Source organism: Pseudomonas sp. R4-15 (assembly GCF_055768815.1).
Genome location: NZ_CM147293.1, coordinates 2433130 through 2456097 on the forward strand (window position 1 = coordinate 2433130; position 22968 = coordinate 2456097).

General features: G+C 64.3%; 23 protein-coding genes and 1 tRNA gene. 15 read left to right on the forward strand and 9 right to left on the reverse strand.

Features of this window, described 5'->3' with window-relative positions:
* Nucleotides 1–2: 2 nt before the first annotated feature.
* Nucleotides 3–701, reverse strand: coding sequence for a bifunctional 2-polyprenyl-6-hydroxyphenol methylase/3-demethylubiquinol 3-O-methyltransferase UbiG (gene ubiG / locus ACYRGX_RS11565; protein ID WP_473052625.1), 699 nt, complete (start codon nucleotides 699–701; stop codon nucleotides 3–5).
* Between the two features lie 115 nt (nucleotides 702–816).
* Entirely contained in the window at nucleotides 817–2109 is a 1293-nt protein-coding gene (locus ACYRGX_RS11570) for an amidohydrolase family protein (protein ID WP_473052626.1), read from the reverse strand.
* Nucleotides 2110–2254: 145 nt separating this feature from the next.
* On the opposite strand from ACYRGX_RS11570, the gene mtnA reads away from it, so the two are divergent.
* From mtnA to ACYRGX_RS11630, 12 genes are all read left to right on the forward strand, one after another.
* On the forward strand, nucleotides 2255–3334 hold the full coding sequence (mtnA, locus tag ACYRGX_RS11575) for an S-methyl-5-thioribose-1-phosphate isomerase (protein WP_473052627.1): 1080 nt from the start codon (nucleotides 2255–2257) through the stop codon (nucleotides 3332–3334).
* A gap of 90 nt (nucleotides 3335–3424) precedes the next feature.
* Entirely contained in the window at nucleotides 3425–6187 is a 2763-nt protein-coding gene (gene gyrA, locus ACYRGX_RS11580; protein ID WP_473052628.1) for a DNA gyrase subunit A, read from the forward strand.
* An 85-nt stretch (nucleotides 6188–6272) separates the two neighbouring features.
* Nucleotides 6273–7355 carry a 3-phosphoserine/phosphohydroxythreonine transaminase gene (gene serC / locus ACYRGX_RS11585; protein ID WP_473056677.1) on the forward strand — a complete coding sequence of 361 codons (1083 nt, stop codon included), beginning with the start codon at nucleotides 6273–6275 and terminating at the stop codon, nucleotides 7353–7355.
* Nucleotides 7355–8452, forward strand: a complete 1098-nt coding sequence (pheA, locus tag ACYRGX_RS11590; protein WP_473052629.1) for a prephenate dehydratase — start codon at nucleotides 7355–7357, stop codon at nucleotides 8450–8452. The genes serC and pheA overlap by 1 nt, the downstream gene beginning before the upstream one ends.
* Before the next feature lie 8 nt (nucleotides 8453–8460).
* Nucleotides 8461–9078 (forward strand): YitT family protein, encoded by a 618-nt coding sequence (locus ACYRGX_RS11595; protein WP_473052630.1) that lies wholly within the window; start codon nucleotides 8461–8463, stop codon nucleotides 9076–9078.
* Between the two features lie 25 nt (nucleotides 9079–9103).
* Nucleotides 9104–10216: a histidinol-phosphate transaminase gene (hisC, locus tag ACYRGX_RS11600; protein ID WP_473052631.1), complete on the forward strand. Its 1113-nt coding sequence runs from the start codon at nucleotides 9104–9106 to the stop codon at nucleotides 10214–10216.
* A gap of 13 nt (nucleotides 10217–10229) precedes the next feature.
* Complete coding sequence (locus ACYRGX_RS11605; protein WP_473056678.1) at nucleotides 10230–12443, forward strand: bifunctional prephenate dehydrogenase/3-phosphoshikimate 1-carboxyvinyltransferase; 2214 nt, start codon at nucleotides 10230–10232, stop codon at nucleotides 12441–12443.
* Nucleotides 12440–13123 carry a (d)CMP kinase gene (gene cmk, locus ACYRGX_RS11610; RefSeq protein ID WP_473052632.1) on the forward strand — a complete coding sequence of 228 codons (684 nt, stop codon included), beginning with the start codon at nucleotides 12440–12442 and terminating at the stop codon, nucleotides 13121–13123. The genes ACYRGX_RS11605 and cmk overlap by 4 nt, the downstream gene beginning before the upstream one ends.
* Nucleotides 13124–13301: 178 nt before the next feature.
* A complete protein-coding gene (rpsA, locus tag ACYRGX_RS11615; RefSeq protein ID WP_473052633.1) occupies nucleotides 13302–14981 on the forward strand; it encodes a 30S ribosomal protein S1 in 1680 nt (559 codons plus the stop codon).
* A 165-nt stretch (nucleotides 14982–15146) separates the two neighbouring features.
* Nucleotides 15147–15428, forward strand: a complete 282-nt coding sequence (gene ihfB / locus ACYRGX_RS11620; RefSeq protein WP_473052634.1) for an integration host factor subunit beta — start codon at nucleotides 15147–15149, stop codon at nucleotides 15426–15428.
* 126 nt (nucleotides 15429–15554) lie between these two features.
* On the forward strand, nucleotides 15555–15869 hold the full coding sequence (locus ACYRGX_RS11625) for a lipopolysaccharide assembly protein LapA domain-containing protein (protein ID WP_473052635.1): 315 nt from the start codon (nucleotides 15555–15557) through the stop codon (nucleotides 15867–15869).
* Nucleotides 15870–16016: 147 nt separating this feature from the next.
* Nucleotides 16017–16325, forward strand: a complete 309-nt coding sequence (locus ACYRGX_RS11630; protein ID WP_473052636.1) for a ComEA family DNA-binding protein — start codon at nucleotides 16017–16019, stop codon at nucleotides 16323–16325.
* Between the two features lie 65 nt (nucleotides 16326–16390).
* On the opposite strand, the gene ACYRGX_RS11635 is transcribed toward ACYRGX_RS11630, so the two are convergent.
* Nucleotides 16391–16466: transfer RNA gene (locus ACYRGX_RS11635), tRNA-Asn, on the reverse strand.
* 233 nt (nucleotides 16467–16699) lie between these two features.
* Here ACYRGX_RS11635 and ACYRGX_RS11640 point away from each other — a divergent pair.
* On the forward strand, nucleotides 16700–17455 hold the full coding sequence (locus ACYRGX_RS11640) for a substrate-binding periplasmic protein (RefSeq protein WP_473052637.1): 756 nt from the start codon (nucleotides 16700–16702) through the stop codon (nucleotides 17453–17455).
* A gap of 17 nt (nucleotides 17456–17472) precedes the next feature.
* Here the strand turns inward: ACYRGX_RS11640 and ACYRGX_RS11645 are convergent, their stop codons facing one another.
* The gene (locus tag ACYRGX_RS11645; protein WP_473052638.1) at nucleotides 17473–17643 is read right to left on the reverse strand and encodes a DUF2897 family protein; all 171 of its coding nucleotides are present in this window, start codon (nucleotides 17641–17643) and stop codon (nucleotides 17473–17475) included.
* Nucleotides 17644–17768: 125 nt separating this feature from the next.
* Here ACYRGX_RS11645 and pyrF point away from each other — a divergent pair, with 125 nt between their 5' ends.
* Nucleotides 17769–18467: an orotidine-5'-phosphate decarboxylase gene (pyrF, locus tag ACYRGX_RS11650; protein ID WP_473056679.1), complete on the forward strand. Its 699-nt coding sequence runs from the start codon at nucleotides 17769–17771 to the stop codon at nucleotides 18465–18467.
* A 1-nt stretch (nucleotide 18468) separates the two neighbouring features.
* Here the strand turns inward: pyrF and ACYRGX_RS11655 are convergent, their stop codons facing one another.
* From ACYRGX_RS11655 to ACYRGX_RS11675, 5 genes are all read right to left on the reverse strand, one after another.
* Nucleotides 18469–19782 (reverse strand): sensor histidine kinase, encoded by a 1314-nt coding sequence (locus ACYRGX_RS11655; protein ID WP_473052639.1) that lies wholly within the window; start codon nucleotides 19780–19782, stop codon nucleotides 18469–18471.
* A gap of 67 nt (nucleotides 19783–19849) precedes the next feature.
* Complete coding sequence (locus tag ACYRGX_RS11660; protein WP_473052640.1) at nucleotides 19850–20275, reverse strand: hypothetical protein; 426 nt, start codon at nucleotides 20273–20275, stop codon at nucleotides 19850–19852.
* Nucleotides 20276–20420: 145 nt separating this feature from the next.
* On the reverse strand, nucleotides 20421–21098 hold the full coding sequence (locus ACYRGX_RS11665; RefSeq protein WP_473052641.1) for a response regulator transcription factor: 678 nt from the start codon (nucleotides 21096–21098) through the stop codon (nucleotides 20421–20423).
* A 7-nt stretch (nucleotides 21099–21105) separates the two neighbouring features.
* Nucleotides 21106–21405 carry a YciI family protein gene (locus ACYRGX_RS11670; RefSeq protein ID WP_473052642.1) on the reverse strand — a complete coding sequence of 100 codons (300 nt, stop codon included), beginning with the start codon at nucleotides 21403–21405 and terminating at the stop codon, nucleotides 21106–21108.
* A 5-nt stretch (nucleotides 21406–21410) separates the two neighbouring features.
* The gene (locus ACYRGX_RS11675; protein ID WP_473052643.1) at nucleotides 21411–21995 is read right to left on the reverse strand and encodes a septation protein A; all 585 of its coding nucleotides are present in this window, start codon (nucleotides 21993–21995) and stop codon (nucleotides 21411–21413) included.
* Between the two features lie 76 nt (nucleotides 21996–22071).
* Here ACYRGX_RS11675 and ACYRGX_RS11680 point away from each other — a divergent pair, with 76 nt between their 5' ends.
* Entirely contained in the window at nucleotides 22072–22962 is an 891-nt protein-coding gene (locus ACYRGX_RS11680) for a PHP domain-containing protein (RefSeq protein WP_473052644.1), read from the forward strand.
* The last annotated feature ends 6 nt before the right edge of the window (nucleotides 22963–22968 follow it).

Sequence of the window (22968 nt, forward strand, 5' to 3'; positions counted from 1 at the left end):
CATCAGGCCTCGTTCCGGGTCTGCAGCATGTAGTTGACGTCGACGTCCTGGCCGAGCTTGTAGCGCTTGGTCAGCGGGTTATAGGTGAGCCCAGTGACGTCTCCGATCTGCAGCCCGGCATCGCGGCACCAGCCGGCGAGTTCGGCCGGACGGATGAACTTGGCGTAGTCGTGGGTGCCGCGCGGCAGCATGCGTAGCAGGTACTCGGCGCCGATGATGGCCAAGGCCCAGGCTTTCGGATTGCGGTTGATGGTGGAGAGGAACACCTGGCCACCGGGCTTGACCAGCCGCTGGCAGGCGCGGATCACCGAGGCAGGGTCGGGGACGTGTTCGAGCATCTCCAGGCAGGTCACGACGTCGAACTGCCCGGGCAGCTCTTCGGCGAGTGCCTCGACCGTGCTCTGCCGGTAATCGACTTCTACCCCGGATTCGAGTTGGTGAAGGCGCGCGACGGCAAGCGGTGCCTCGCCCATGTCGATGCCGGTGACCAGGGCGCCGCGCTGGGCCATGGCCTCGCTGAGGATGCCGCCACCGCAGCCGACGTCGAGCACGCGCTTGCCGGCCAGGCCGACGCGTTCGTCGATCCAGTTGACGCGTAGCGGGTTGATGTCGTGGAGCGGTTTGAACTCGCTCTCGCGGTCCCACCAGCGGTGGGCCAGGGCCTCGAATTTGGCGATTTCGGCGTGGTCGACGTTGCTCATCTGGGGTCCGGAAGGGCTCGGCTCTGCGGGTGGTCCACCATGATGCCATGAACCGTCTGTGCTGGGGCGCTTGTGCGGGGGCGTGTGAGTGCGTAAAGCGACAACTTGACGCGCCTCAGGCGTCGTTCGCGGCCAGGCGCCGCTGCCAGTGTTCGACGTCATCGCGCAGTCGTGTCTCATCCAGGCGCTTGAGTTGGCGATCCTCGAGCAGGGCCTTGCCGGCTACCCACAGATGCCTGGCGCAGGCGCGATTGCCGCGCAGGATCAGTTGCGCGACGGGATCGCGGACCGGTTGCTGTTCTAGATCGCGCAAATCGAAGGCGACCAGATCGGCGAACTTGCCCAGTTGCAGGGAGCCGCAGCAGTCGTCCAGGCCCAGGGCGCGGGCGCCGTTGAGGGTGGCCATGCGTAGGGCGCGATGTGCGTCCAGCTCGCCCGATGCACCGCCCAGGGCCTTGCTCAGCAGTAGCGCGAGGCGCGCCTCGCCGAGCACGTCGAGGGGGTTGCCGGCGGCCGCGGAGCAACCTAGCGCGACGTTCACGCCGGCCTGCCAGAGATGCTCGGTCGGGCAGGCGCCGCTGGCCTGCTTAAGCTCCTGGGTCGGGCAGTGGATGACGCTGGCGTTGCTTTCGACCAACAGCTCCAGGTCCTCGTCGGTCACGAGCGTCATATGCACGGCCTGTAGGCGAGGGCCCAGCAGCCCCAGTCTGGACAGCCTTGCCAGGGGGCGCTCGGCGTCCGCCGCCGGTGGCTTTCGGGTCTCCGGGGTGACCAGGAGCTGGATATGGGCCTCGAGCTCCTCGGCGAGTACCAGCATCTGCGAAAGCTCGTTGTCATCGAGGTCCTGCGGGGCGAAGGCCATGCGGATGCGGGGGTGATGGCGCAGGTCGTCGAACAAGGCCAACCCGCGGCGCTGCGCCTCTGCGAGGTCCGCTGCGCCCGGCAGTGCCCCTTGGCGCAGTGGAACGCAGACCTGGGCGCGCAATCCGCAGGCGTGTACCACCTGAGTCACCACCTCCGGATGAGGAGAGCTGTCGGAGAAGCAGGTGATGCCGGAGCGGGTCATCTCCGCGGCAGCGAGCTCGCAGCCATGCCGCACGAAATCGTCGTCGACCCAGCGCTGCTCCAGGGGCGCCAGGCATTGGCTGTGCGCGGACGCCTCCTGCATGCCTCGCAGCAGGCTGCTGGCAGCGAGCCCGTGGGCATTCACCAGGCCTGGCGCCAGCAGCATGCCGGGCAGTTCGCGGATTTCCCGGGCGGCATGCTGCAGTCCCTGCTCGCGGGGCGCCAACAGGGCAATACGGCCCTCGCGCACGCCCAGTGCGTGGTTCGTCAATACCACGCCGGCCGGTTCCACGGGGACCAGCCAGGTCGGCAACAGCAACAGGTCCAGGGCGTCGTCGGGCATATGGGCCTCCATTGGCAGGGAAGATCAGTGTAGTGGCGGGTATGGATTCAGACCACGGGGCGTCCCAGGCGTGCTTGGTGGGCAAAGCCAAAGCCTGCGTATAATCCGCGCCCTTGTCCTGGTCGAAATGTCATGTGGGGTTGTCATGCGCGAGCGCTTGCTGGCGGCGGAACGGATCAGGCCGATCGAATGGGAGCAGGGGCGGTTGTGCCTGCTCGATCAGCGTCAGTTGCCGCAGCGTGAAACCTGGCTGCGTTTCGATGAGGTCGATGAACTGGTGGCGGCCCTGAGCGAGGGAGTCGTGCAGGGGGCTGCATTGCAGGCCATCGCGTCGGCCTATGGCGTGGTGCTGGCTGCCGCGGCGCATCTTGCGGACGGTGGCGACTGGCGCCAGGCATTGCTTCCCGATATCGCTCGCCTGGCTGCGCTCGACCCGTCCTCGGCGAGCCTGGGCTGGGCGTTGCAGCGCATGCGCGAGCGCGTTGCGCGCGTGGCGGCGGACGCGTCACTGGACGAATTGCTCGACGAAGCGCGCGCGATCCATCGCAGCGACCGTGAGGCGAATCTGACCATGGCGCAGTCCGGTGCCGAATTGATTCGTCGGCACGGCCAGGGCGCGCAGCGGCTGTTCGCCCAGGGCGAGTTTGGCGCGCTCTCCGGCGGCGGTTTCGGCACGGCTCTGGGCGTGGTGCGCGCGGCCCAGCAGGATGGCTTGCTGGAGCGTGTCTATCTGGGAGAAGGGCGGCCCCGTTCGACCAGCGCGCGTTTGGGTGCCTGGGAGTTGGCCGTCGAGGGTCTGCCCGTGAGCCTGTGTGCGGATGCCGCCGCTGGGCACTTGATGAAGAGTGAAAACCTCAGTTGGATCGTGGTGGGCGCCCAGCGCATCGCCGCCAACGGTGACCTGCTCGCGCCGCTGGGGACCTATGGACTGGCCGTGTTGGCGATGCATCATGGCGTGCGCTTCATGGTCGTGGCGCCCGCCTCGAGCATCGACCTGTCGCTGGAAACCGGCGAAGACGTGGTGGTCGAGCAATGTGCGGCGGAGGCGCGAGCGCTGCGTGCAGCCAGTGGCCTGCCGGAGTCCCCGTCGCTGGAAATGCATGCGCCGGCCTACGATGTCACGCCCGCCGATCTGATCGATGTGATCGTCACCGAGCGTGGCGTGGTCGAGCGTCCGGACGCCGCGCGCCTGAGTACCCTGGTCAGTCGCAAACGACTGCATTGATGCTGCCGTGCCACGGGCTCGCGCGGGTGCCTGTGTGTTATGATTCCGCGCTTCGCAGCACCCCGCTGAACTATAAGGAACCATGTCTCCATGGGTGAACTGGCCAAAGAAATCCTCCCGGTCAACATCGAAGACGAGCTGAGACAGTCCTATCTGGATTACGCCATGAGCGTAATCGTCGGTCGCGCCCTGCCCGATGCGCGCGACGGCCTCAAGCCGGTCCACCGCCGGGTTCTCTATGCCATGAGCGAGTTGGGCAACGACTGGAACAAGCCTTATCTGAAATCGGCCCGTGTGGTCGGTGACGTGATCGGTAAATACCACCCGCATGGCGACTCGGCGGTGTACGACACCATCGTGCGCATGGCGCAGCCGTTCTCGCTGCGCTACATGCTGGTCAACGGCCAGGGCAACTTCGGTTCCGTGGACGGCGACAACGCCGCGGCCATGCGATACACCGAAGTGCGCATGTTCAAGCTCACCCACGAACTGCTCGCCGACCTCGACAAGGAAACCGTCGACTGGGTCGACAACTACGACGGCTCGTTGAAGATCCCCGAGGTCCTGCCGACCAAGGTGCCGAACCTGCTGGTCAACGGTTCCTCCGGTATCGCCGTGGGCATGGCGACCAACATCCCGCCGCACAACCTGTCGGAAGTCATCGACGGTTGCCTGGCGCTGATGACCAATCCGGATCTCACCGTCGATGAGCTGATGGAGTTCATCCCCGGTCCCGACTTCCCCACCGCGGGCATCATCAACGGCCGTGCCGGGATCATCGAGGCCTACCGCACTGGCCGCGGACGCATCTACGTGCGTGCCCGCGCCGATGTCGAGGACATCGACAAGAGCGGTACCCGTCAGCAACTGGTGATCACCGAGCTGCCCTACCAGTTGAACAAGGCGCGGCTGATCGAGAAGATCGCCGAGCTGGTAAAAGAGAAGAAGATCGAAGGCATCACCGAGCTGCGTGACGAGTCCGACAAGGACGGCATGCGCGTGGTGATCGAGTTGCGTCGTGGCGAAGTGCCGGAGGTCGTGCTCAACAACCTCTACGCGCAGACCCAGCTGCAGAGCGTGTTCGGTATCAACGTGGTGGCGCTGGTCGACGGCCAGCCGCGCACCATGAACCTCAAGGACATGCTCGAAGTGTTCGTCCGCCACCGCCGTGAGGTGGTGACCCGGCGTACCGTGTACGAGCTGCGCAAGGCGCGCGAGCGCGGTCACATCCTCGAAGGCCAGGCAGTCGCGCTGTCGAACATCGACCCGGTGATCGAGCTGATCAAGAGCTCGCCCAGCCCCGCCGAGGCCAAGGACCGCCTGATCGCCACCGCCTGGGAATCGTCCGCGGTGGAGGCGATGGTCGAGCGTGCCGGCGCCGAGGCCTGCCGCCCCGAAGGGCTGGACGAGGTCTACGGACTGCGTGACGGCAAGTACTACCTGTCGCCGGAGCAGGCTCAGGCGATCCTCGATCTGCGTCTGCATCGCCTGACCGGCCTGGAGCACGAGAAGCTGCTGTCCGAGTATCAGGAGATTCTCAACCTGATCGGCGAACTGATCCGCATCCTGACCAGTCCCGAGCGCCTGATGGAAGTCATCCGCGAGGAACTGGAGAAGATCAAGGCCGAGTTCGGCGATGCCCGCCGCACCGAGATCCGGGCGAGCCGCGAAGACCTGACCATCGCCGACCTCATTCCCGAGGAAGAGCGCGTGGTGACCATCTCCTACAGCGGCTACGCGAAGAGCCAGCCGCTGGCCGCCTACCAGGCCCAGCGCCGTGGCGGACGCGGCAAGTCCGCCACCGGGATGAAGGACGAGGACTACATCGAGCACCTGCTGGTTGCCAACAGTCATGCCACGCTGCTGTTGTTCTCCAGCAAGGGCAAGGTCTACTGGCTGCGTACCTTCGAGATTCCCGAAGCGTCGCGCGCGGCGCGCGGCCGACCGCTGGTCAACCTGCTGCCGCTGGATGAGGGCGAACGCATCACCGCGATGCTGCAGATCGACCTGGAAGCGCTGCAGCAGCAGGACGGCGCCGAGGATGACATCGATGAAGCCGAGGGCGCGGTGCTTGAGGGCGAGGTGATCGAGGCGGCCGAGGTCGAGGAAGTCGAGGGTGATACCCCCGAACTGGTCGCCGAGCCTAGCGGTGCCTACATCTTCATGGCCACTGCCTTCGGCACCGTGAAGAAGACGCCGCTGGTGCAGTTCAGCCGTCCGCGCAGCAGCGGCCTGATCGCCTTGCGCCTGGAGGAGGGCGACACGCTGATCGCCGCCGCCATCACCGATGGCGCCAAGGAAGTCATGCTGTTCTCCAGCGCCGGCAAGGTGATCCGTTTCGCCGAGAGCGTGGTGCGTACCATGGGGCGTACCGCGCGCGGCGTACGCGGCATGCGCCTGGGCAAGGAACAGCAACTGATCTCTATGCTGATTCCCGAGTCCGGCGCGCAGATTCTCACCGCCTCCGAGCGGGGCTACGGCAAGCGCACGCCGCTGGGCAAATTCCCGCGTCGTGGACGTGGCGGCCAGGGTGTCATCGCGATGATCACCAATGAGCGCAATGGTGCGCTGATCGGTGCGATCCAGGTGCACGAGGGCGAGGAGATCATGTTGATTTCCGACCAGGGCACCCTGGTGCGCACGCGTGTCGATGAAGTGTCGCTGTCTTCGCGCAACACCCAGGGCGTGACCTTGATCAAGCTCGCCAAGGACGAAACCGTGGTGGGCCTGGAGCGTATCCAGGAGCCGTCGGTGGACGAGGATGAGGTGCCGGAAGACCTGGCCGCAGAGAGCGCCGAGCTCGAAGCGCCGGCCTCCGAGGCGAATCCGCCCGCGGAGGGCGACAGCGAGTGACGACAGGGGCCGGCCTCAGTGGCCGGCCTCGACGAATTTTCGTTCAAGGCCGGCCGCGCCGGTCGATTTTCGAGAGTATTCGATGATGAGCAAACGCGCCCACAACTTCTGCGCCGGCCCCGCCGCGCTCCCCACTGCCGTGCTGGAACGGGCCCAGGCGGAGATGCTCGACTGGGGTGGCAAGGGCCTGTCAGTGATGGAAATGAGCCATCGCAGCGACGATTACCAGGCCATCGCGCAGAAGGCCGAGCGCGACCTGCGCGAGCTGCTGAGCGTGCCGGACGACTACAAGGTGCTGTTCCTGCAGGGCGGCGCGAGCCAGCAGTTCGCGGAGATCCCGCTGAACCTGCTGCCTGAGACCGGCGTGGCCGACTATGTGGACACCGGGATCTGGTCGCGCAAGGCGATCGACGAGGCGCGTCGCTATGGCACGGTCAACATCGCCGCCAGCGCCAAGTCCTACGACTACTTCGCGATTCCCGGGCAGAACGAGTGGCAGCTCAGCGAGGGCGCGGCCTACCTGCACTACGCGTCCAACGAAACTATCGGTGGCCTGCAGTTCGACTGGGTGCCGCAGGTCGAGGCGCCGCTGGTGGTGGACATGTCCTCGGACATCCTTTCGCGGCCCATCGACGTTTCCCAGTACGGACTGATCTACGCCGGCGCGCAGAAGAACATTGGCCCGTCCGGGCTGGTCGTGGCGATCATCCACGAAAGCCTGCTCGGCCGTGCGCGCAGCGCCTGCCCGACCATGCTCGACTACAAGGTCTCCGCCGACAACGGCTCGATGTACAACACCCCGGCGACCTATTCCTGGTATCTCGCGGGGTTGGTCTTCGAGTGGCTCAAGGAGCAGGGCGGCGTCGAAGCGATGGCCGTGCGCAATCGTGACAAGAAGGACAGGCTGTACGCGTTCATCGACGATAGTGGGTTCTACAGCAATCCGGTGCAGCCGGCAGCGCGCTCCTGGATGAACGTGCCGTTCCGCCTGGCGGACGAGCGCCTGGACAAGGCTTTCCTGGCCGGCGCCGATGCCCGTGGCCTGCTCAACCTGAAGGGGCACCGTTCGGTCGGTGGCATGCGCGCATCGATCTACAACGCGCTGGGCCTGGACGCCATCGAGGCGCTGGTCGCCTACATGGCCGAGTTCGAGAAGGAGCACGGCTGATGAGCGACGCCGACCAGCTCAAGGCACTGCGCGTACGCATCGATAGTCTCGACGAGAAGATCCTCGAGCTGATCAGCGAGCGCGCCCGTTGTGCCCAGGAAGTCGCACGGGTGAAGACCGCCAGCCTGCCCGAGGGCGAGAAGCCGGTGTTCTATCGCCCCGAGCGCGAGGCGCAGGTGCTCAAGAGCGTCATGCAGCGTAACCGTGGCCCGCTGGACAACGAGGAAATGGCGCGGTTGTTCCGCGAGATCATGTCCTCCTGCCTGGCGCTGGAGGAACCGCTCAAGGTCGCCTACCTCGGCCCGGAGGGAACCTTCACTCAGGCTGCCGCGCTGAAGCATTTCGGACATGCGGTGGTTTCCCGCAACATGGCTGCCATCGACGAGGTGTTCCGCGAGGTCGCCGCCGGCGCGGTGAATTTCGGCGTGGTGCCGGTGGAGAACTCCACCGAGGGTGCGGTCAACCACACCCTCGACAGTTTCCTCGAGCATGACCTGGTGATCTGCGGCGAAGTGGAGCTGCGTATCCATCACCACCTGCTGGTCGGAGAGAGCACCAAGACCGACGCCATCAGCCGCATCTATTCCCATGCCCAGTCGCTGGCACAGTGCCGTAAATGGCTGGATGCGCACTATCCGAATGTCGAGCGCGTCGCGGTGGCGAGCAACGCCGACGCCGCCAAGCGGGTGAAGAGCGAGTGGAACAGCGCGGCGATCGCCGGTGACATGGCCGCCAGCCTCTATGGACTGGCCAAGCTGCACGAGAAGATCGAGGATCGTCCGGACAACTCCACGCGCTTCCTCATCATCGGCAATCAGGAAGTGCCGCCCACCGGCGACGACAAGACCTCGATCATCGTGTCCATGCGCAACAAGCCTGGCGCGTTGCACGAACTGCTGGTGCCGTTCCACACCAATGGCATCGACCTGACGCGCATCGAGACGCGGCCTTCGCGCAGTGGCAAGTGGACCTACGTGTTCTTCATCGACTTCCAGGGCCACCATCAGGATCCGCTGATCAAGGACGTGCTGGAGCGCATCAACGGCGAGGCAGTCGCACTCAAGGTGCTGGGCTCGTACCCGCGAGCGGTGCTCTGACGGCGGTCATGTCGGAGATCGCCGGGCGCGAGCAGCGCCACAGCCTGCTGGAGGATCTTCTGGCGTTGACCTGCGCGACCTTGATGATCGCCCTGGGCGTCAACCTCTATCGCAGTGCCGGACTGCTCACCGGTGGCACCGCCGGTATGGCCTTCCTGGCCCAGTACGGGCTGAAGGTCAGCTTCGGTGTGGCTTTTTTCGTCATCAACCTGCCGTTCTACTGGCTGGCGGTGCGGCGTATGGGCGGGTCGTTCACCCTGCGCACGCTGGTTGCCGTGAGTCTGCTATCGCTGTTCGCGGACCTGACGCCGGCGCTGATCCGCTTCGAGGCGCTGCAGCCGGTCTATGCCAGCGTCATTGGCGGGGTCCTGATGGGCGTGGGCATGCTCATGTTGTTCCGTCACCGGGCCAGTCTGGGGGGCGTGAACATCGCGGTGCTTTACCTGCAGGAACGTTTCGGCTGGCGTGCCGGCCACCTGCAGATGGGCTTGGACAGCCTGGTGGTGCTGGCGGCGCTGTTCGTCGTCGAGCCCCGCGCTATCGGGCTTTCAGTGCTTGGCGCGGTGGTACTCAATCTGGTCCTGGCGTTCAATCATCGCCCGGGCCGCTACAGCGGCATCAGCTGATGGCCGCCGATCCTGCGAGGTTGTTATGAGTTGCGATTTCCTCCGTCAGGCCCAGCCGGGTGTGCAGAGACTTTCGCCCTACGTGCCGGGCAAGCCGGTGGACGAGCTGGCCCGCGAGCTGGGGCTGCAGCCCTCGGCGATCATCAAGCTGGCGAGCAACGAGAATCCGCTGGGCCCTAGTCCCAGGGTGCTGGAGGCGATTCGCAGCGAGTGGGCCGAGTTGGCGCGTTACCCGGACGGCAACGGCTTCGAGCTCAAGCGCAAGCTCGCCGAGCGCTATGCGCTGTCGATGAATCAGGTGACCCTGGGCAACGGTTCCAACGACATTCTCGAATTGGTGGCGCGCGCCTACCTGGCGCCGGGGCTGAATGCCGTGTTCAGCGAGCACGCCTTCGCGGTCTACGCGCTGGCGACCTGCGTGGTGGGTGCCGAGGGGCGAGCGGTGCCGGCGCGCGACTGGGGTCATGATCTGCCCGCCCTGCGCGCGGCGATCGACGAAAACACCCGCGTCGTGTTCATCGCCAATCCGAACAATCCCACCGGGACCTGGTTCGAACAGCAGGCGCTGGCAGACTTCCTCAACAGCGTGTCGGATCACGTGCTGGTGGTGCTCGATGAGGCCTATATCGAGTATGCCGACGGCGATGCGTTGCCGGACGGCCTGACGTTCCTCGCCGCGCATCCGAACCTGCTGGTCTCGCGTACCTTCTCCAAGGCTTATGGGTTGGCGTCCTTGCGGGTGGGGTACGCGCTGTCGTCTTCGGTCATTGCGGACGTGCTCAATCGTGTCCGGCAGCCGTTCAACGTCAACAGCCTGGCGCTCGCGGCCGCCTGCGCTGCGCTGGATGATGGGGATTTCCTGGCCCGCAGCCGTGCCGCAAACCAGGCTGGAATGCGCCAGCTGGAGCACGGGCTGGCAGCGCTGGGCCTGAGCTGGATTCCTTCCAAGGGCAACTTCCTGGCCTTCGACCTGGGGCAGTCGGCCGCACCGATTTACCAGCGGCTGCTTGCCGAGGGCGTGATCGTGCGCCCGGTGGCCAGCTATGGCATGCCGCAGCATCTGCGCGTGACGGTAGGGTTGGAGGCGGAAAACGCACGTTTCCTGGCGGCCTTGGGCAAGGTGCTCGGTCGTGGCTGAGGTGAGTGAAGTGATGCAGGGCGGGCGGCTGGTGGTGGTCGGCCTCGGGCTGATCGGTGGTTCATTTGCCAAGGGGCTACGCGAACAGCGGCTGTTCGCGGAAGTGGTGGGCGTCGATCTGGACGCGGCCTCGCGCGAGCAGGCAGTGACCCTGGGCGTGGTGGATCGCAGTGAGACCTCGCTGGCGCAGGCCTGCGTCGGTGCCGACGTGATCATGCTGGCTGTGCCGATCCTTGCCATGGATCGCTTGCTCGAGCAGCTCGCTGGGTTGCCGCTGGGCGATGCGATCATCACCGATGTGGGCAGCGCCAAGGGCAGCGTGGTGCGGGCGGCCCGGCGCGTCTTCGATGTCTTCCCGGCGCGCTTCGTGCCGGGGCATCCGATTGCGGGCTCCGAGCGTAGTGGCGTCGAGGCGGCCGATGGCGGCCTGTTCCAGCACCATAAGGTGATCCTCACGCCGGTCTCCGAGACGGATGTCCGTGCCGTGCAGCGTATCGAGCGGCTGTGGCAGGCGCTGGGCGCGGATGTGGAGCTGATGGAGGTGGAGCATCACGATGAGGTGCTGGCGGCCACCAGTCACTTGCCGCACATGCTCGCCTTCAACCTGGTGGACTCTTTGGCGCAGCGTAGTGAAAATCTGGAAATTTTCCGCTACGCGGCGGGTGGCTTTCGCGATTTCACGCGCATCGCCGGCAGTGATCCGGTGATGTGGCATGACATCTGTCTGGCCAACCGCGATGCGCTCTTGCGCACCCTGGACACCTTCCGCGACGATCTCGCGGCGTTGCGCGAGGCGATCGATTCGGGCGATAGCCACCAGTTGCTCGGGGTTTTCACCCGGGCGCGGGTGGCCCGCGAACATTTCAATAAAATCCTGGCCCGCCGGGCCTATGTGGACAGCATGCATTCCGAACACGACCTGATCTTCCTGGCCCAGCCGGGTGGCAGCCTGCAAGGCGAGCTGCGCGTACCGGGCGACAAGTCCATTTCCCATCGTTCGATCATGCTCGGCTCGCTGGCCGAGGGCGTGACCGAGGTCGAAGGCTTCCTCGAGGGCGAGGACGCCCTGGCTACGCTGCAGGCCTTTCGCGACATGGGCGTGGTCATCGAGGGGCCGCAGCACGGCCGCGTGACCATCCATGGCGTCGGCCTGCACGGCCTGCAGGCGCCTCCCGGTCCGCTGTACCTGGGCAACTCGGGCACCTCCATGCGCCTGCTGTCCGGCCTGCTGGCGGCGCAGTCCTTCGATAGCGTGCTGAGTGGCGACGCATCGCTCTCCAAACGCCCGATGAACCGCGTGGCCAAGCCGTTGCGGGTCATGGGTGCGGTCATCGAGACCGGTCCGGAAGGGCGCCCCCCACTGACCATCCGTGGTGGCCAGAAACTCACCGGCATGCACTACGAAATGCCCATGGCCAGTGCCCAGGTGAAGTCCTGTCTGCTGCTCGCCGGGCTCTACGCCGCCGGCGAGACGGCGGTGACCGAGCCGGCGCCGACCCGTGACCACACCGAGCGCATGCTGCGCGGCTTCGGCTACCCGGTGAAGAGCGAAGGGGCGACCGCGACGGTTGCCAGCGGCGGACGTCTGGTCGCTACCCATATCGAGGTTCCGGCGGACATCTCCTCGGCGGCCTTCTTCCTCGTCGCGGCGAGCATCGCCGAGGGCTCCGATCTGCTGCTGCGTCACGTCGGTATCAACCCGACGCGCACCGGGGTCATCGACATCCTGCGCCTGATGGGCGCGGACATTACCCTGGAGAACGAGCGTGAGGTCGGCGGTGAGCCGGTTGCGGACCTGCGCGTTCGCAGCGCCGCGCTGAAGGGCATCGATATCCCCGAAGACCTGGTACCCCTGGCCATCGACGAATTCCCGGTGCTGTTCGTCGCCGCGGCCTGCGCCAGCGGGCGGACCGTGCTGCGCGGCGCCGAGGAACTGCGGGTTAAGGAATCCGACCGCATCCAGGTGATGGCCGACGGGCTGCAGGCACTGGGTGTGAGTGCCGAACCGACCGCCGATGGCATCGTCATCGAGGGGGGGGCTATCGGGGGTGGCGAAGTCTACGCCCACGGCGACCATCGCATCGCCATGGCTTTCAGCGTTGCTGCACTGCGCGCCAGTGCGACCATCCGCATCCACGACTGCGCCAACGTGGCGACCTCGTTTCCCAACTTCCTCGCGCTCGCCTGCGGAGCCGGTATGCGCATCGAGCAGGAGTCCGCTTCATGAAACTGGTCCCGGTAATTACGCTCGATGGCCCCGGTGGCTCGGGCAAGGGTACGCTGGCCGCGCTAGTCGCGCGCCAACTGGGCTGGAACCTCCTGGATTCCGGCGCCTTGTACCGCCTGCTGGCATTCGCCGCGATGAACCATGGCGTCGACCTCACCAACGAGGAGGCGCTCAAGCTGTTGGCTGCTCACCTGGACGTGCAGTTCAGTAGCGATGAGAAGCGGGGGCAGCAGATCATCCTCGAAGGCGAGGAGGTCACCCAGGCGATACGCAACGAGCGTATCGGTGCCGGCGCCTCCCAGGTCGCCGCGCTGCCGGCGGTGCGCGAGGCGTTGCTGCAGCGCCAGCGCGCCTTCCGCGAGGCTCCGGGTCTGGTTGCCGATGGCCGGGACATGGGCACCGTGGTGTTCCCCGATGCGCAACTGAAGATATTCCTGACCGCCACTGCCGAGGAGCGTGCCCGGCGCCGCTTCGAGCAGTTGAAGGCCTCGGGCGAGAGTGTTAATCTGGCGAGCCTTCTTGATGAGATCAAGGCTCGTGATGCCCGCGACACAGATCGCGCGATCGCACCGCTGAAGCCGGCTGTCGATGCGTTGGAACTCGATTCGACGCAGTTGTCCATCCAGGAAGTGTTGCAACGCATACTCGACGAAGCCGCCCTGCGCGACTTGGTCGGGTAAACCGGCCTGACCGGCGCCGCTCGAGGGTGCCGGCGAGCCACCAGGAGGCATGCGGGAGACCAGTCCGAGTCCTGCAGGCCTCTTTTTACATGAACGAACCCACGCCAGTCTGGGGTGTGGACTTGGAGTCCGGCCGTCCTTCGGGCAGTTCCGGTCTCTGTTATCTACAGGAATCAACATGAGCGAAAGCTTTGCAGAACTTTTTGAAGAAAGCCTGAAATCCCTCGACATGCAGCCCGGTGCCATCATCACCGGCATCGTCGTCGACATCGACGGTGACTGGGTCACCGTACATGCCGGCCTGAAGTCCGAGGGCGTCATCCCGGTCGAGCAGTTCTACAACGAACAGGGCGAGCTGACCATCAACGTGGGTGACGAAGTCCACGTCGCGCTGGACGCGGTGGAAGACGGCTTCGGTGAAACCAAGCTGTCCCGCGAAAAAGCCAAGCGCGCCGAGTCCTGGCTGGTTCTGGAAGCTGCGTTCAACGCCGATGAAGTCGTCACTGGCATCATCAACGGCAAGGTCAAGGGTGGCTTCACCGTCGACATCAGCGGCATCCGCGCGTTCCTGCCGGGTTCGCTGGTCGATGTGCGTCCGGTGCGCGACACCACTCACCTCGAAGGCAAAGAGCTCGAGTTCAAGGTCATCAAGCTCGACCAGAAGCGCAACAACGTTGTCGTTTCCCGTCGTGCCGTGCTGGAAGCCGAGAACAGCGCCGAGCGCGAAGCCCTGCTGGAATCCCTGCAGGAAGGCCAGGTCGTCAAGGGTATCGTCAAGAACCTCACCGACTACGGTGCGTTCGTCGACCTGGGCGGCGTCGATGGCCTGCTGCACATCACCGACATGGCCTGGAAGCGTATCAAGCATCCGTCGGAAATCGTCAACGTGGGTGACGAGATCGACGTCAAGGTCCTCAAGTTCGACCGCGAGCGCAACCGCGTTTCGCTGGGCCTGAAGCAACTGGGCGAAGACCCGTGGGTCGCCATCAAGAACCGTTACCCGGAAGGCACTCGCGTTCAGGCGCGCGTCACCAACCTCACCGACTACGGCTGCTTCGCCGAGCTGGAAGAGGGCGTGGAAGGCCTGGTGCACGTGTCCGAGATGGATTGGACCAACAAGAACATCCACCCGTCCAAGGTCGTTCAGGTCGGCGACGAAGTGGAAGTCATGGTCCTGGATATCGACGAAGAGCGTCGTCGTATCTCCCTGGGTATCAAGCAGTGCAAATCCAACCCGTGGGAAGACTTCTCCTCCAGCTTCAACAAGGGTGACCGCGTCACCGGTACCATCAAGTCGATCACCGACTTCGGTATCTTCATCGGTCTGGACGGCGGCATCGACGGTCTGGTTCACCTGTCCGATATCTCCTGGAACGAAACCGGCGAAGAAGCCGTGCGTCGCTTCAAGAAAGGCGACGAGCTGGACACCGTCATCCTGTCGGTCGATCCGGAGCGTGAGCGCATCTCCCTGGGTATCAAGCAGCTGGAAGACGATCCGTTCTCCAACTACGTTGCTCTCAACGAGAAAGGCACCATCGTTCGCGGTACCGTCAAGGAAGTCGACGCCAAGGGTGCCATCATCACTCTGGGCGAAGAGATCGAAGGCAGCCTGAAGGCGTCCGAAATCAGCCGTGATCGCGTTGAAGACGCGCGCAACGTGCTGAAGGAAGGCGACGAAGTCGAAGCCAAGATCATCGGTGTCGACCGTAAGAGCCGCGTGATCAGCCTGTCCGTCAAGTCCAAGGATGTCGAGGACGAGAAGGACGCGATCAACCACCTGCGCAAGCAGGAAGTGGAATCCAGTGGCCCGACCACCATCGGCGACCTGATCCGCGCACAGATGGAAAACCAGAACTAAGTTCTGCGTTATCCATTGAAAAGGGGCGACTTCGGTCGCCCCTTTTCGTATGTGCATGAAAAGCCTAATTCCCTCTTTTCATTACGGGCTGTTCAAAGTCTGCTCGACGTGCTAAAACCGAGACGGATCCGAATGATCTAGCCGCTTGAAAAAGAAGGGAAAACCATGACCAAGTCGGAGTTGATCGAGCGCATCGTCAGTCAGCAGGGGCAGTTGTCCTCGAAGGATGTGGAGCTGGCGATAAAGACCATGCTGGAACAGATGGCACAGGCCTTGGCGACCGGTGAGCGTATCGAAATTCGTGGGTTCGGCAGCTTTTCGCTGCACTATCGGGCGCCTCGTGTCGGTCGCAATCCGAAGACTGGCCAGTCGGTCACGCTCGATGGCAAGTTCGTGCCGCATTTCAAGCCCGGTAAGGAACTGCGCGACCGCGTTAATGACGAATGAGCAGGGGGTAGCGTCTCGCTGAGCGAGAGGTCTGTCCTCGCGGCGTGAGCTTGGCGCACGCTTCGGTGATCTTGGGCAGGTATCCCGGCTCGCCATTACCTATTCCTTCTGGCTATCAGGTTCGTCATGCAGACCTTCAAGCGCATTCTCATTCTCGTATTCGTTCTCTTCCTGGCTCTGGCTTCTCTGGTGTTCATCCTGGAAAACCAAGAGAGCGTCACGCTGACCCTCTTCGGATGGCAGTCGTCCCCAGCCCCGCTGGCTCTGCCGGTCATCCTGGCCTTTCTGGTTGGCCTGCTGTTGGGGCCGGTATTCGGTTGGCTTGCCTATGGTCGTCTCGTGCTTCGTGTGCGCTCGCAGCAGCGCGCCTTGGAGAAACAGCGGCGAGCCTCTGAGGGTGTGCGTGCCCCGGCGCCTGCTGAGACTGCAGTTCAGCACTGAGGAATTCCGCTCATTCCTCCGCCGTTAGCGGGGTGTTTCGTGCGCGGGATCATGCTTCTCGATGTCCTTGGTTGGTGGTGACTTTCCCTGTGTTTAAGGTTTTCGACGCAGTCAAGGAATGCCACTTTCTACAGAGGGAATATTGAGATGCAGAAGTTTTTAGTTGCTATGACCTTCGCTGTGCTTTCCAGTCTGGGCGGGTACGCGGCTGCGGCTGAAACCTCCGCGGCGCCAGCGGAGGTGACTGCCCCTGCGGTCACTTCGATCGACCTGAATAGCGCTGATGTCCAAATGCTGCAGGATGGCTTGTTGGGCGTGGGCGAGGTGAAGGCGCGGGCCATCGTCGACTATCGTTCGGAGCATGGTCCGTTCGCATCGGTTGACGAGTTGCTGGAAGTGAAGGGGATCGGTTCGTCGATTCTCGAGCGCAATCGCGAACGGCTGGTGGTTCGCTGAGGGCCTCGGTCAAGATCAGGCGGGCTGAAAAGCAAAAGCCCCGGCATAGCCGGGGCTTTTTTATTTGGCTCCGCGACCTGGACTCGAACCAGGGACCCAATGATTAACAGTCATTTGCTCTACCGACTGAGCTATCGCGGAACAACGTCGCGTATCTTACTGATTCGGAAGGGGAAGTCAAGCTCGATCAAGATCCTTTTCATGCCCCCGGAGCGCTCCACAGGCACTGCGGCAATAACCCAGCGCGAGAGTGGCCATTGCGCATTACGGCGCGAGACGTGATGATCCGCATGGGCATCCTGGGGAGGCGTCTCGTGCACAGTGCGCGACGTATAGCATGGAAATCCTGTTGGTCTCTGGCGCTGTGCGGAGTCGTGGCCCTGTTGCTATCTCCGGGCATCGAGGCTGCAAAACTCGTGCGGGTGGCCGCGGTCCCTTTTCCACCTTATGTGGAGTTCGCATCGAACCGTCCGCAAGGCTTGCTGGTGGAATTGATTGCCGCCCTTAACGCGACGCAGGACGAGTTCCGCTTCGAAGCCGTGCCCACTTCCGTGCGGCGACGGTTCGGTGACTTGAAGAGTGGCCGTGTGGATCTTTGCATCTTCGAGAATCCATCGTGGGAATGGCAGAGCATTCCGCATTCCACGGTCGACATGGGGCTCAAGGATGTGGAGCGCTTCGTCGCTGCGCGTGAGCCGGGGCGGGATCAGAGCTACTTCAGCGAACTGAAAGGCAAGCGGATGATGCTCTACAACGGTTTTCACTACCGTTTTGCCGATTTTCGTACTGATCCCCAGTACCTTGCACGCAATTTCAATGCGGGTCTTACACATTCACTGGAAGCCAACCTGCAAATGGTTCTCCGGGGCAGGGTCGACCTGACGCTCGCCTCGCAGTCTTATCTGAGCGCGACGTTCAAGGCGCGGCCGGAGATGGCCGAGCGATTGTTGATATCGGAACGCATCGATCAGGTCTATCTGCACCATGCGATTCTTCGGCCTGGCTCGCCCATCGACGTCGTGCAGTTGGCATCGCTATTCGTGCGTTTGCGGCAGGACGGAACCCTGCAAAATCTCTTCGAGCCCTTCGGGGTCGAGGTCCGCGAGCCTCAGGCGCTGCTCGGTAACTGATCCTGACCCCGGTCGTTTCATTGACGCTCCCGGGCTTCCTCGGCATCCAGTTCGGCATTGCGACGATGGATGCGCTCGAGTTGTTCCTTGCTCAAGGGGAGCCGCTTGGCCGAGTCGCGCAGCAGCAACAGGCCGCCGACGATCGAGCCAAGCGCCAGGGCGAGAATGAGCCAGGCATACCAGGGCATGGTGCGTCTCCTTTTTGACGGGGCTATACCATACGACGCCGCGAACGGCCTGTCAGTTCGCCGGCCTGTGGCTTGGGCCCTTGCGGCGTGGCAGGTACAATGCGCCACCTTCGATTGTTGAGACCATCATGCGTTGCCAGACTCCGATCATTGTCGCCCTCGATTTCCCCAGCTCCGCGGCCGCGTTGGAGTTGGCTGCACGCCTGGATCCCGCTCTGTGCCGGCTCAAGGTGGGCAAGGAGCTCTTTACCCGCAGCGGGCCCGCGGTCGTCGAGTCGCTGCAACGTCTGGGCTTCGAAGTATTCCTCGATCTCAAATTCCACGACATTCCGAACACCACGGCGATGGCGGTGAAGGCGGCCGCCGAACTGGGCGTCTGGATGGTCAATGTGCATTGCTCCGGGGGGCTGCGCATGATGGCCGCCTGCCGCGAGGTGCTCGAGGCGGCGCCGGTCGCGACGCGCCCACTGCTGATCGGCGTTACCGTGTTGACCAGCATGGAGCGCTCGGACCTGGCCGACCTGGGGCTGGATATCGATCCGGAAGCGCAAGTGCTGCGTCTGGCTGGGCTTGCCCTGCGTGCCGGCCTGGACGGCCTGGTCTGTTCCGCCCGCGAGGCGCGGGCGCTCAAGCAGCAGTACCCAGCGCTGCAATTGGTGACTCCGGGCATTCGCCCCGCCGGCAGTGTGCAGGACGATCAACGTCGCATCCTCACGCCGCAGCAGGCGATGCAGGCCGGGTCGGACTTCCTGGTCATCGGTCGTCCCATCGCCCAGGCCGATGACCCGGCCAAGGCGCTGGCCGAGATCGCCGCGCAGCTCTGAATCAGTCCGCTACGGGCAGCAGCAGGCTTGCCCGCAAGCCGCCTTCCGGGTGGTTTTCCAGGCGCAGGCTGCCGCCGTGGCGCTCCACCGAGCGGCGGGCAATCGCCAGTCCCAGTCCGTAGCCTGGTGCCTGCTGCCCAGGGGCTCGAAAGAAGGGCTCGCCCAGCCGTTGCAGATGCGCAGGATCGACGCCAGGACCATGGTCGCGAAGCTCGATACGCCAGGCATCGCCTTCGCGGTTGACGCTGATTTCGATCGGTTGCTCGCTAGGGTTGAAGCGCAGGGCGTTGCGCAGCAGGTTGTCCAGTGCGCGTTCGAGCATATACGGCCAGCCCTGAAGCTCGATGCCGGCGTCCATGTCGATTTCGATGCGTTGCTGCGGATGTGACAGGCGCGCGTCATCGCACAGTTTTTCCAGTAGTGACTTGAGCGCGACGTGCTGGCGGGCGCCGGGATCCGCATCGATGCGTGCAAGGGCGAGGATCTCGCCGATCAACTGTTCCAGTCGATCGCACTCCTGGGTCAGGCGGGGCCACAGGCGCGCCTGTTCCGTAGGGTCGGAACGTTCGGCCAGTGCCAGGGCGATGCGCAGGCGGGCCAGGGGTGAGCGCAGCTCGTGGGATACGTCGCGCAGCAGTTGCCGCTGGCTGCCGATCAGGTTCTGCAGTCGGGCGCCCATGCGATTGAAGTCGCGAGCCAGTACACCCAGCTCGTCCCGGCGTTTGGCGAGTTGCGCCAGGCTGTTCTGCTGGTAGGTGGTTTGCCCCAGGTCGTGCACCGCGCCGCGCAGGCGGCCCAGTGGTCGGGTGATCGACAGCGTCAGCAGAAGGCTGAAGAGGGTCAGGACCACCAGCGCAATGGCCAATGCGCTGAGGGGCCACATCAGGCTGTCGCGGTGCCAGGCTTCCAGTTCGGGATAGGGAATACGGTAGATGAACAGGAAGGTCTCGCCGCTGGCACTGGTGTAGTCGGTTGTCAGTCGTCGCCAGGGTAGTCTTCCTTCCTGGCGGCGCGCCTCGAAGATTGCGGCGCGCGGGGGAAAGGTACCCGCGACTGCCGGGCGGCCAGCTTCGCCGAGTACTTGTACGTCTACACGGGCGCGATTGTGCAGGCGCTCCAGGAAGCGTTGCGCGGCATCGGCTCCGTCCCGCTCATAGATCGCGGTCCAGCGCTCCGGCAAGTCCTTGAGAATGGGGTGTCGACTGAGAATCCAGGCGTCCTGGTTCAGGGCATGGCCGAGCAACAGGGACAGCACCGCGACCAAGGCGATAGCCAACCAGAATGTGGCGAGGATTCGCCAGAACAACGATCGCATGCAGGGCTCCTGGAAACGACGAAGCCTGCCACCGGTAGGTGGCAGGCTGGGTTTTCTGGCGTGCAGTTTACTGGGCTTTGTCGCGCTCGGCTTTCCAGGCCTTGAACTCGGCGCGCTCGGCGCGGCGCTCCTTCATCTTCTCGTGGATCTCGTCGTACTGTTTTTGTTGCTCGCTGGTCAGCTTCGCGCGGATGGCCTGATCGGCCTTGTCGCGGGAGGCCTGTATTTCGGCTTGCATGGATTTACGCTCGGCTTCGGGAAGCTTGTCGAGGTAGCGGCGGGTGATCTCGCGCTGGTTGCGCATTTCGTCGCCCATGAGCTTACCGATGTCCTGGCGTTGCTCCTTGCTCAGGTCCAGTTGGCGAAACATCATTTCCGGTCCGCCTTTGGGGCCGGGTCCGCGGTCCTGGGGCTGCACGTCATGGGATGGGGCGGCGAACGCCAGAGCGGGCAGGGCGGCGGCGAAGGCGAGGGCGGTGAGGGTCTTGCGCATGGTGTCTATCCTCTTGCGTGGCCGGTCGTTACCGGATGAGGACAGTCTACGGACGCTTACGTAAGGAGCAGTCAGCGCGGGGTAAAGGCTCTGTAAATGGGGGCGACGCGTCCGGGCAGGTGCTGACTGTGTACGATTGTGCCACTCAGGGCGCGTAGTAGTAGCCGCGCCCGCGCAGCGCGAGGATGCGTGCCCGCCCGTCCGGATGGGGGCCGAGCTTCTTGCGCAGGTTGCTGACATGCATGTCCAGACTGCGGTCGTAGAGGGTGAGCTTGCGTCCCAGTGCCAGTTGCGCAAGCTCCTGCTTGTCGAGGGGCTCGCCGGGTTGGCGTAGCAGGGCTTCGAGAATCTTGCCTTCGGAGAGTGTCAGGCCGATTTCGTGTTCGTCGATGCTGACGATACCGCGCGCGGGACTGTAGCTCAGATCGCCAAGTTGGACCTGCGCCGGTGTGCTGGTGGGATGGCTGCGGCGCAGCACGGCGCGTAAGCGCGCCGTCAATTCGCGTGGGTCGCAGGGCTTGGCCAGATAGTCGTCGGCACCCAGTTCCAGCCCGAGAATCCGGTCCAGAGGCTCGCCGCGCGCGGAGAGCATCAGCACCGGGAGATCGGGGTGCTCGCCGCGCAGTTGCTTGAGCAATTCGAGACCGCTGCCGTCCGGGAGCATGACATCAAGCACCACGGCTTCCGGCGTCTGCTCGGCGAGCGCTTTGCGTGCGTTCTGGCCATCGTGGGCTGCGCGAACGTTGAAGCCTTCGGGTGTGAGCCAGCTCTGCAAAAGGTCGCAGAGCTCGATGTCGTCGTCGATCAGCAGCAGTTCGCTCATGGCGTGCTCAGGGCAGGACGCGTTTGAACGGTTTCACCAGTACCTGGGCGTAGACGCCGGCGGCGCAGTAAGGGTCCGCGTCGGCCCAGCTCTGTGCCGCTTCCAGCGAGGCGAATTCGGCAACCACCAGGCTGCCGCTGAAACCGGCACTGCCCGGGTCCGCGCTGTCGATCGCCGGGTGCGGGCCGGCCAGTACCAGGCGGCCTTCGTCGCGCAGGCTCTCGAGGCGTGCCAGATGAGCAGGGCGGGCGCCCATGCGCTTTTCCAGCGAGTCTTCGATGTCGGTGGAGATGATCGCGTAGAGCATGTTCTTCAGTCCTCTTGTTCTTCGGGGTCTTGCAGATAACGCGCGATGAACAGCCCCTGGCCAAGCAGGAACAGCAGGGTCATGCCCAGGCTGCCGAACACCTTGAAGTCCACCCAGAAATCGGGGAAGTGAAAGGCTACGTAGAGTTGTGCGAAACCGCAGAACACGAAAAAGGCGACCCAGGCGAGGTTCAACCGCAGCCAGATCCGCCGCGGCAGCGTCAGGGCGTGGCCCATCATGCGCTGGATCAGCGGTTGTTCGCCGACAACCTGGCTAATGGCGAAACCCAGTGCGAACAGCCAGTTCAAGACCGGGGCCTTCCACTTGAGGAACGTCTCGCTGTGAAAGGCCAGCGTCATTCCGCCGAACACCAGGCAGGCCAGCAGGGTCAACCATTGACCCTTGTCGAGCCGGCGTTGATGCAGGAAGAGGGCGCCATAGACGATCAGCGACGAGACGATCAGAACGGCGGTGGCACTGAAGATGCCGCCGAACACCAGGTGATGCCCGGCCAGTTCGAGGTCGCGAGGGTCGAGCTTGAAGACGATGAAGAACAGCAGCAGCGGGATGAAGTCGATGAACTGTTTCACGGCGGGAGCCAAACGCGGGAAGTCGCCGCATAATAGCAGACCTGTTTACCGGTAGAAGCGCTGGAGTCCGGCTCATATGAATCTCGACCTGCATTGCCACAGTACGGCTTCCGATGGAGCCTTGCGCCCCGCCGAGGTGGTCGCGCGTGCGCATCGGCAGGGCGTACGATCGCTGGCGCTCACCGATCACGACACGCTCGAGGGGTTGCCGGAAGCGCGTCAGGCGGCGGCGGAGCTCTCGCTGAATCTGATCAATGGCATCGAGCTGTCCTGCACCTGGGGCGGGGCGACCGTTCATGTCCTGGGATACGCCTTCGATGCCGACGCAGCCCCCTTGCGTGATGCATTGGAAGCGTTGCACCGGGGACGTTGGCTGCGCGCCGAGGAGATCGGCGTTCGTCTGGCGAGCAAAGGCATGCCGGGCTGCTTCGAAGGGGCTCGCCAGGTGCAGGCTGCGCAAGGGCAGAGTGCCAATGCACCGGCGCGTCCGCACTTTGCCGAGCACATGGTGCGCGCCGGTCACGTTCGTGATCACGCGGAAGCCTTTCGCAAGTGGCTGGGTGCCGGCAAGCTCGGTGACGTCAAGCAACATTGGCCGAGTCTCGAACAGACGCTCGATGTGCTGCGTGAGGCAGGCGCCTGGATCAGTCTCGCGCACCCCTGGCAGTACCCGTTCACGCGCAGCAAGCGTCGTCGCCTGATCACCGCGTTCGTCGCCGGGGGAGGGCATGCCTTGGAGGTGGTCAATGGCTTGCAGCCCGCCGAGCAGGTGGGTGGCTTGGCTATCCTGGCCCGAGAATTCGGCCTGCTGGCGAGCGTCGGCAGTGATTTCCATGCGCCCGGGCAGTGGTCCGAACTGGGCATGTATCGACCGCTACCGGTCGATCTGCCGCCGCTCTGGGAGCGTTTGGGTGAAGCGGCGCCGCGTCACGACAATATCGTGCCCGCGGCGCAAGGCACGCCATAAGGGGCA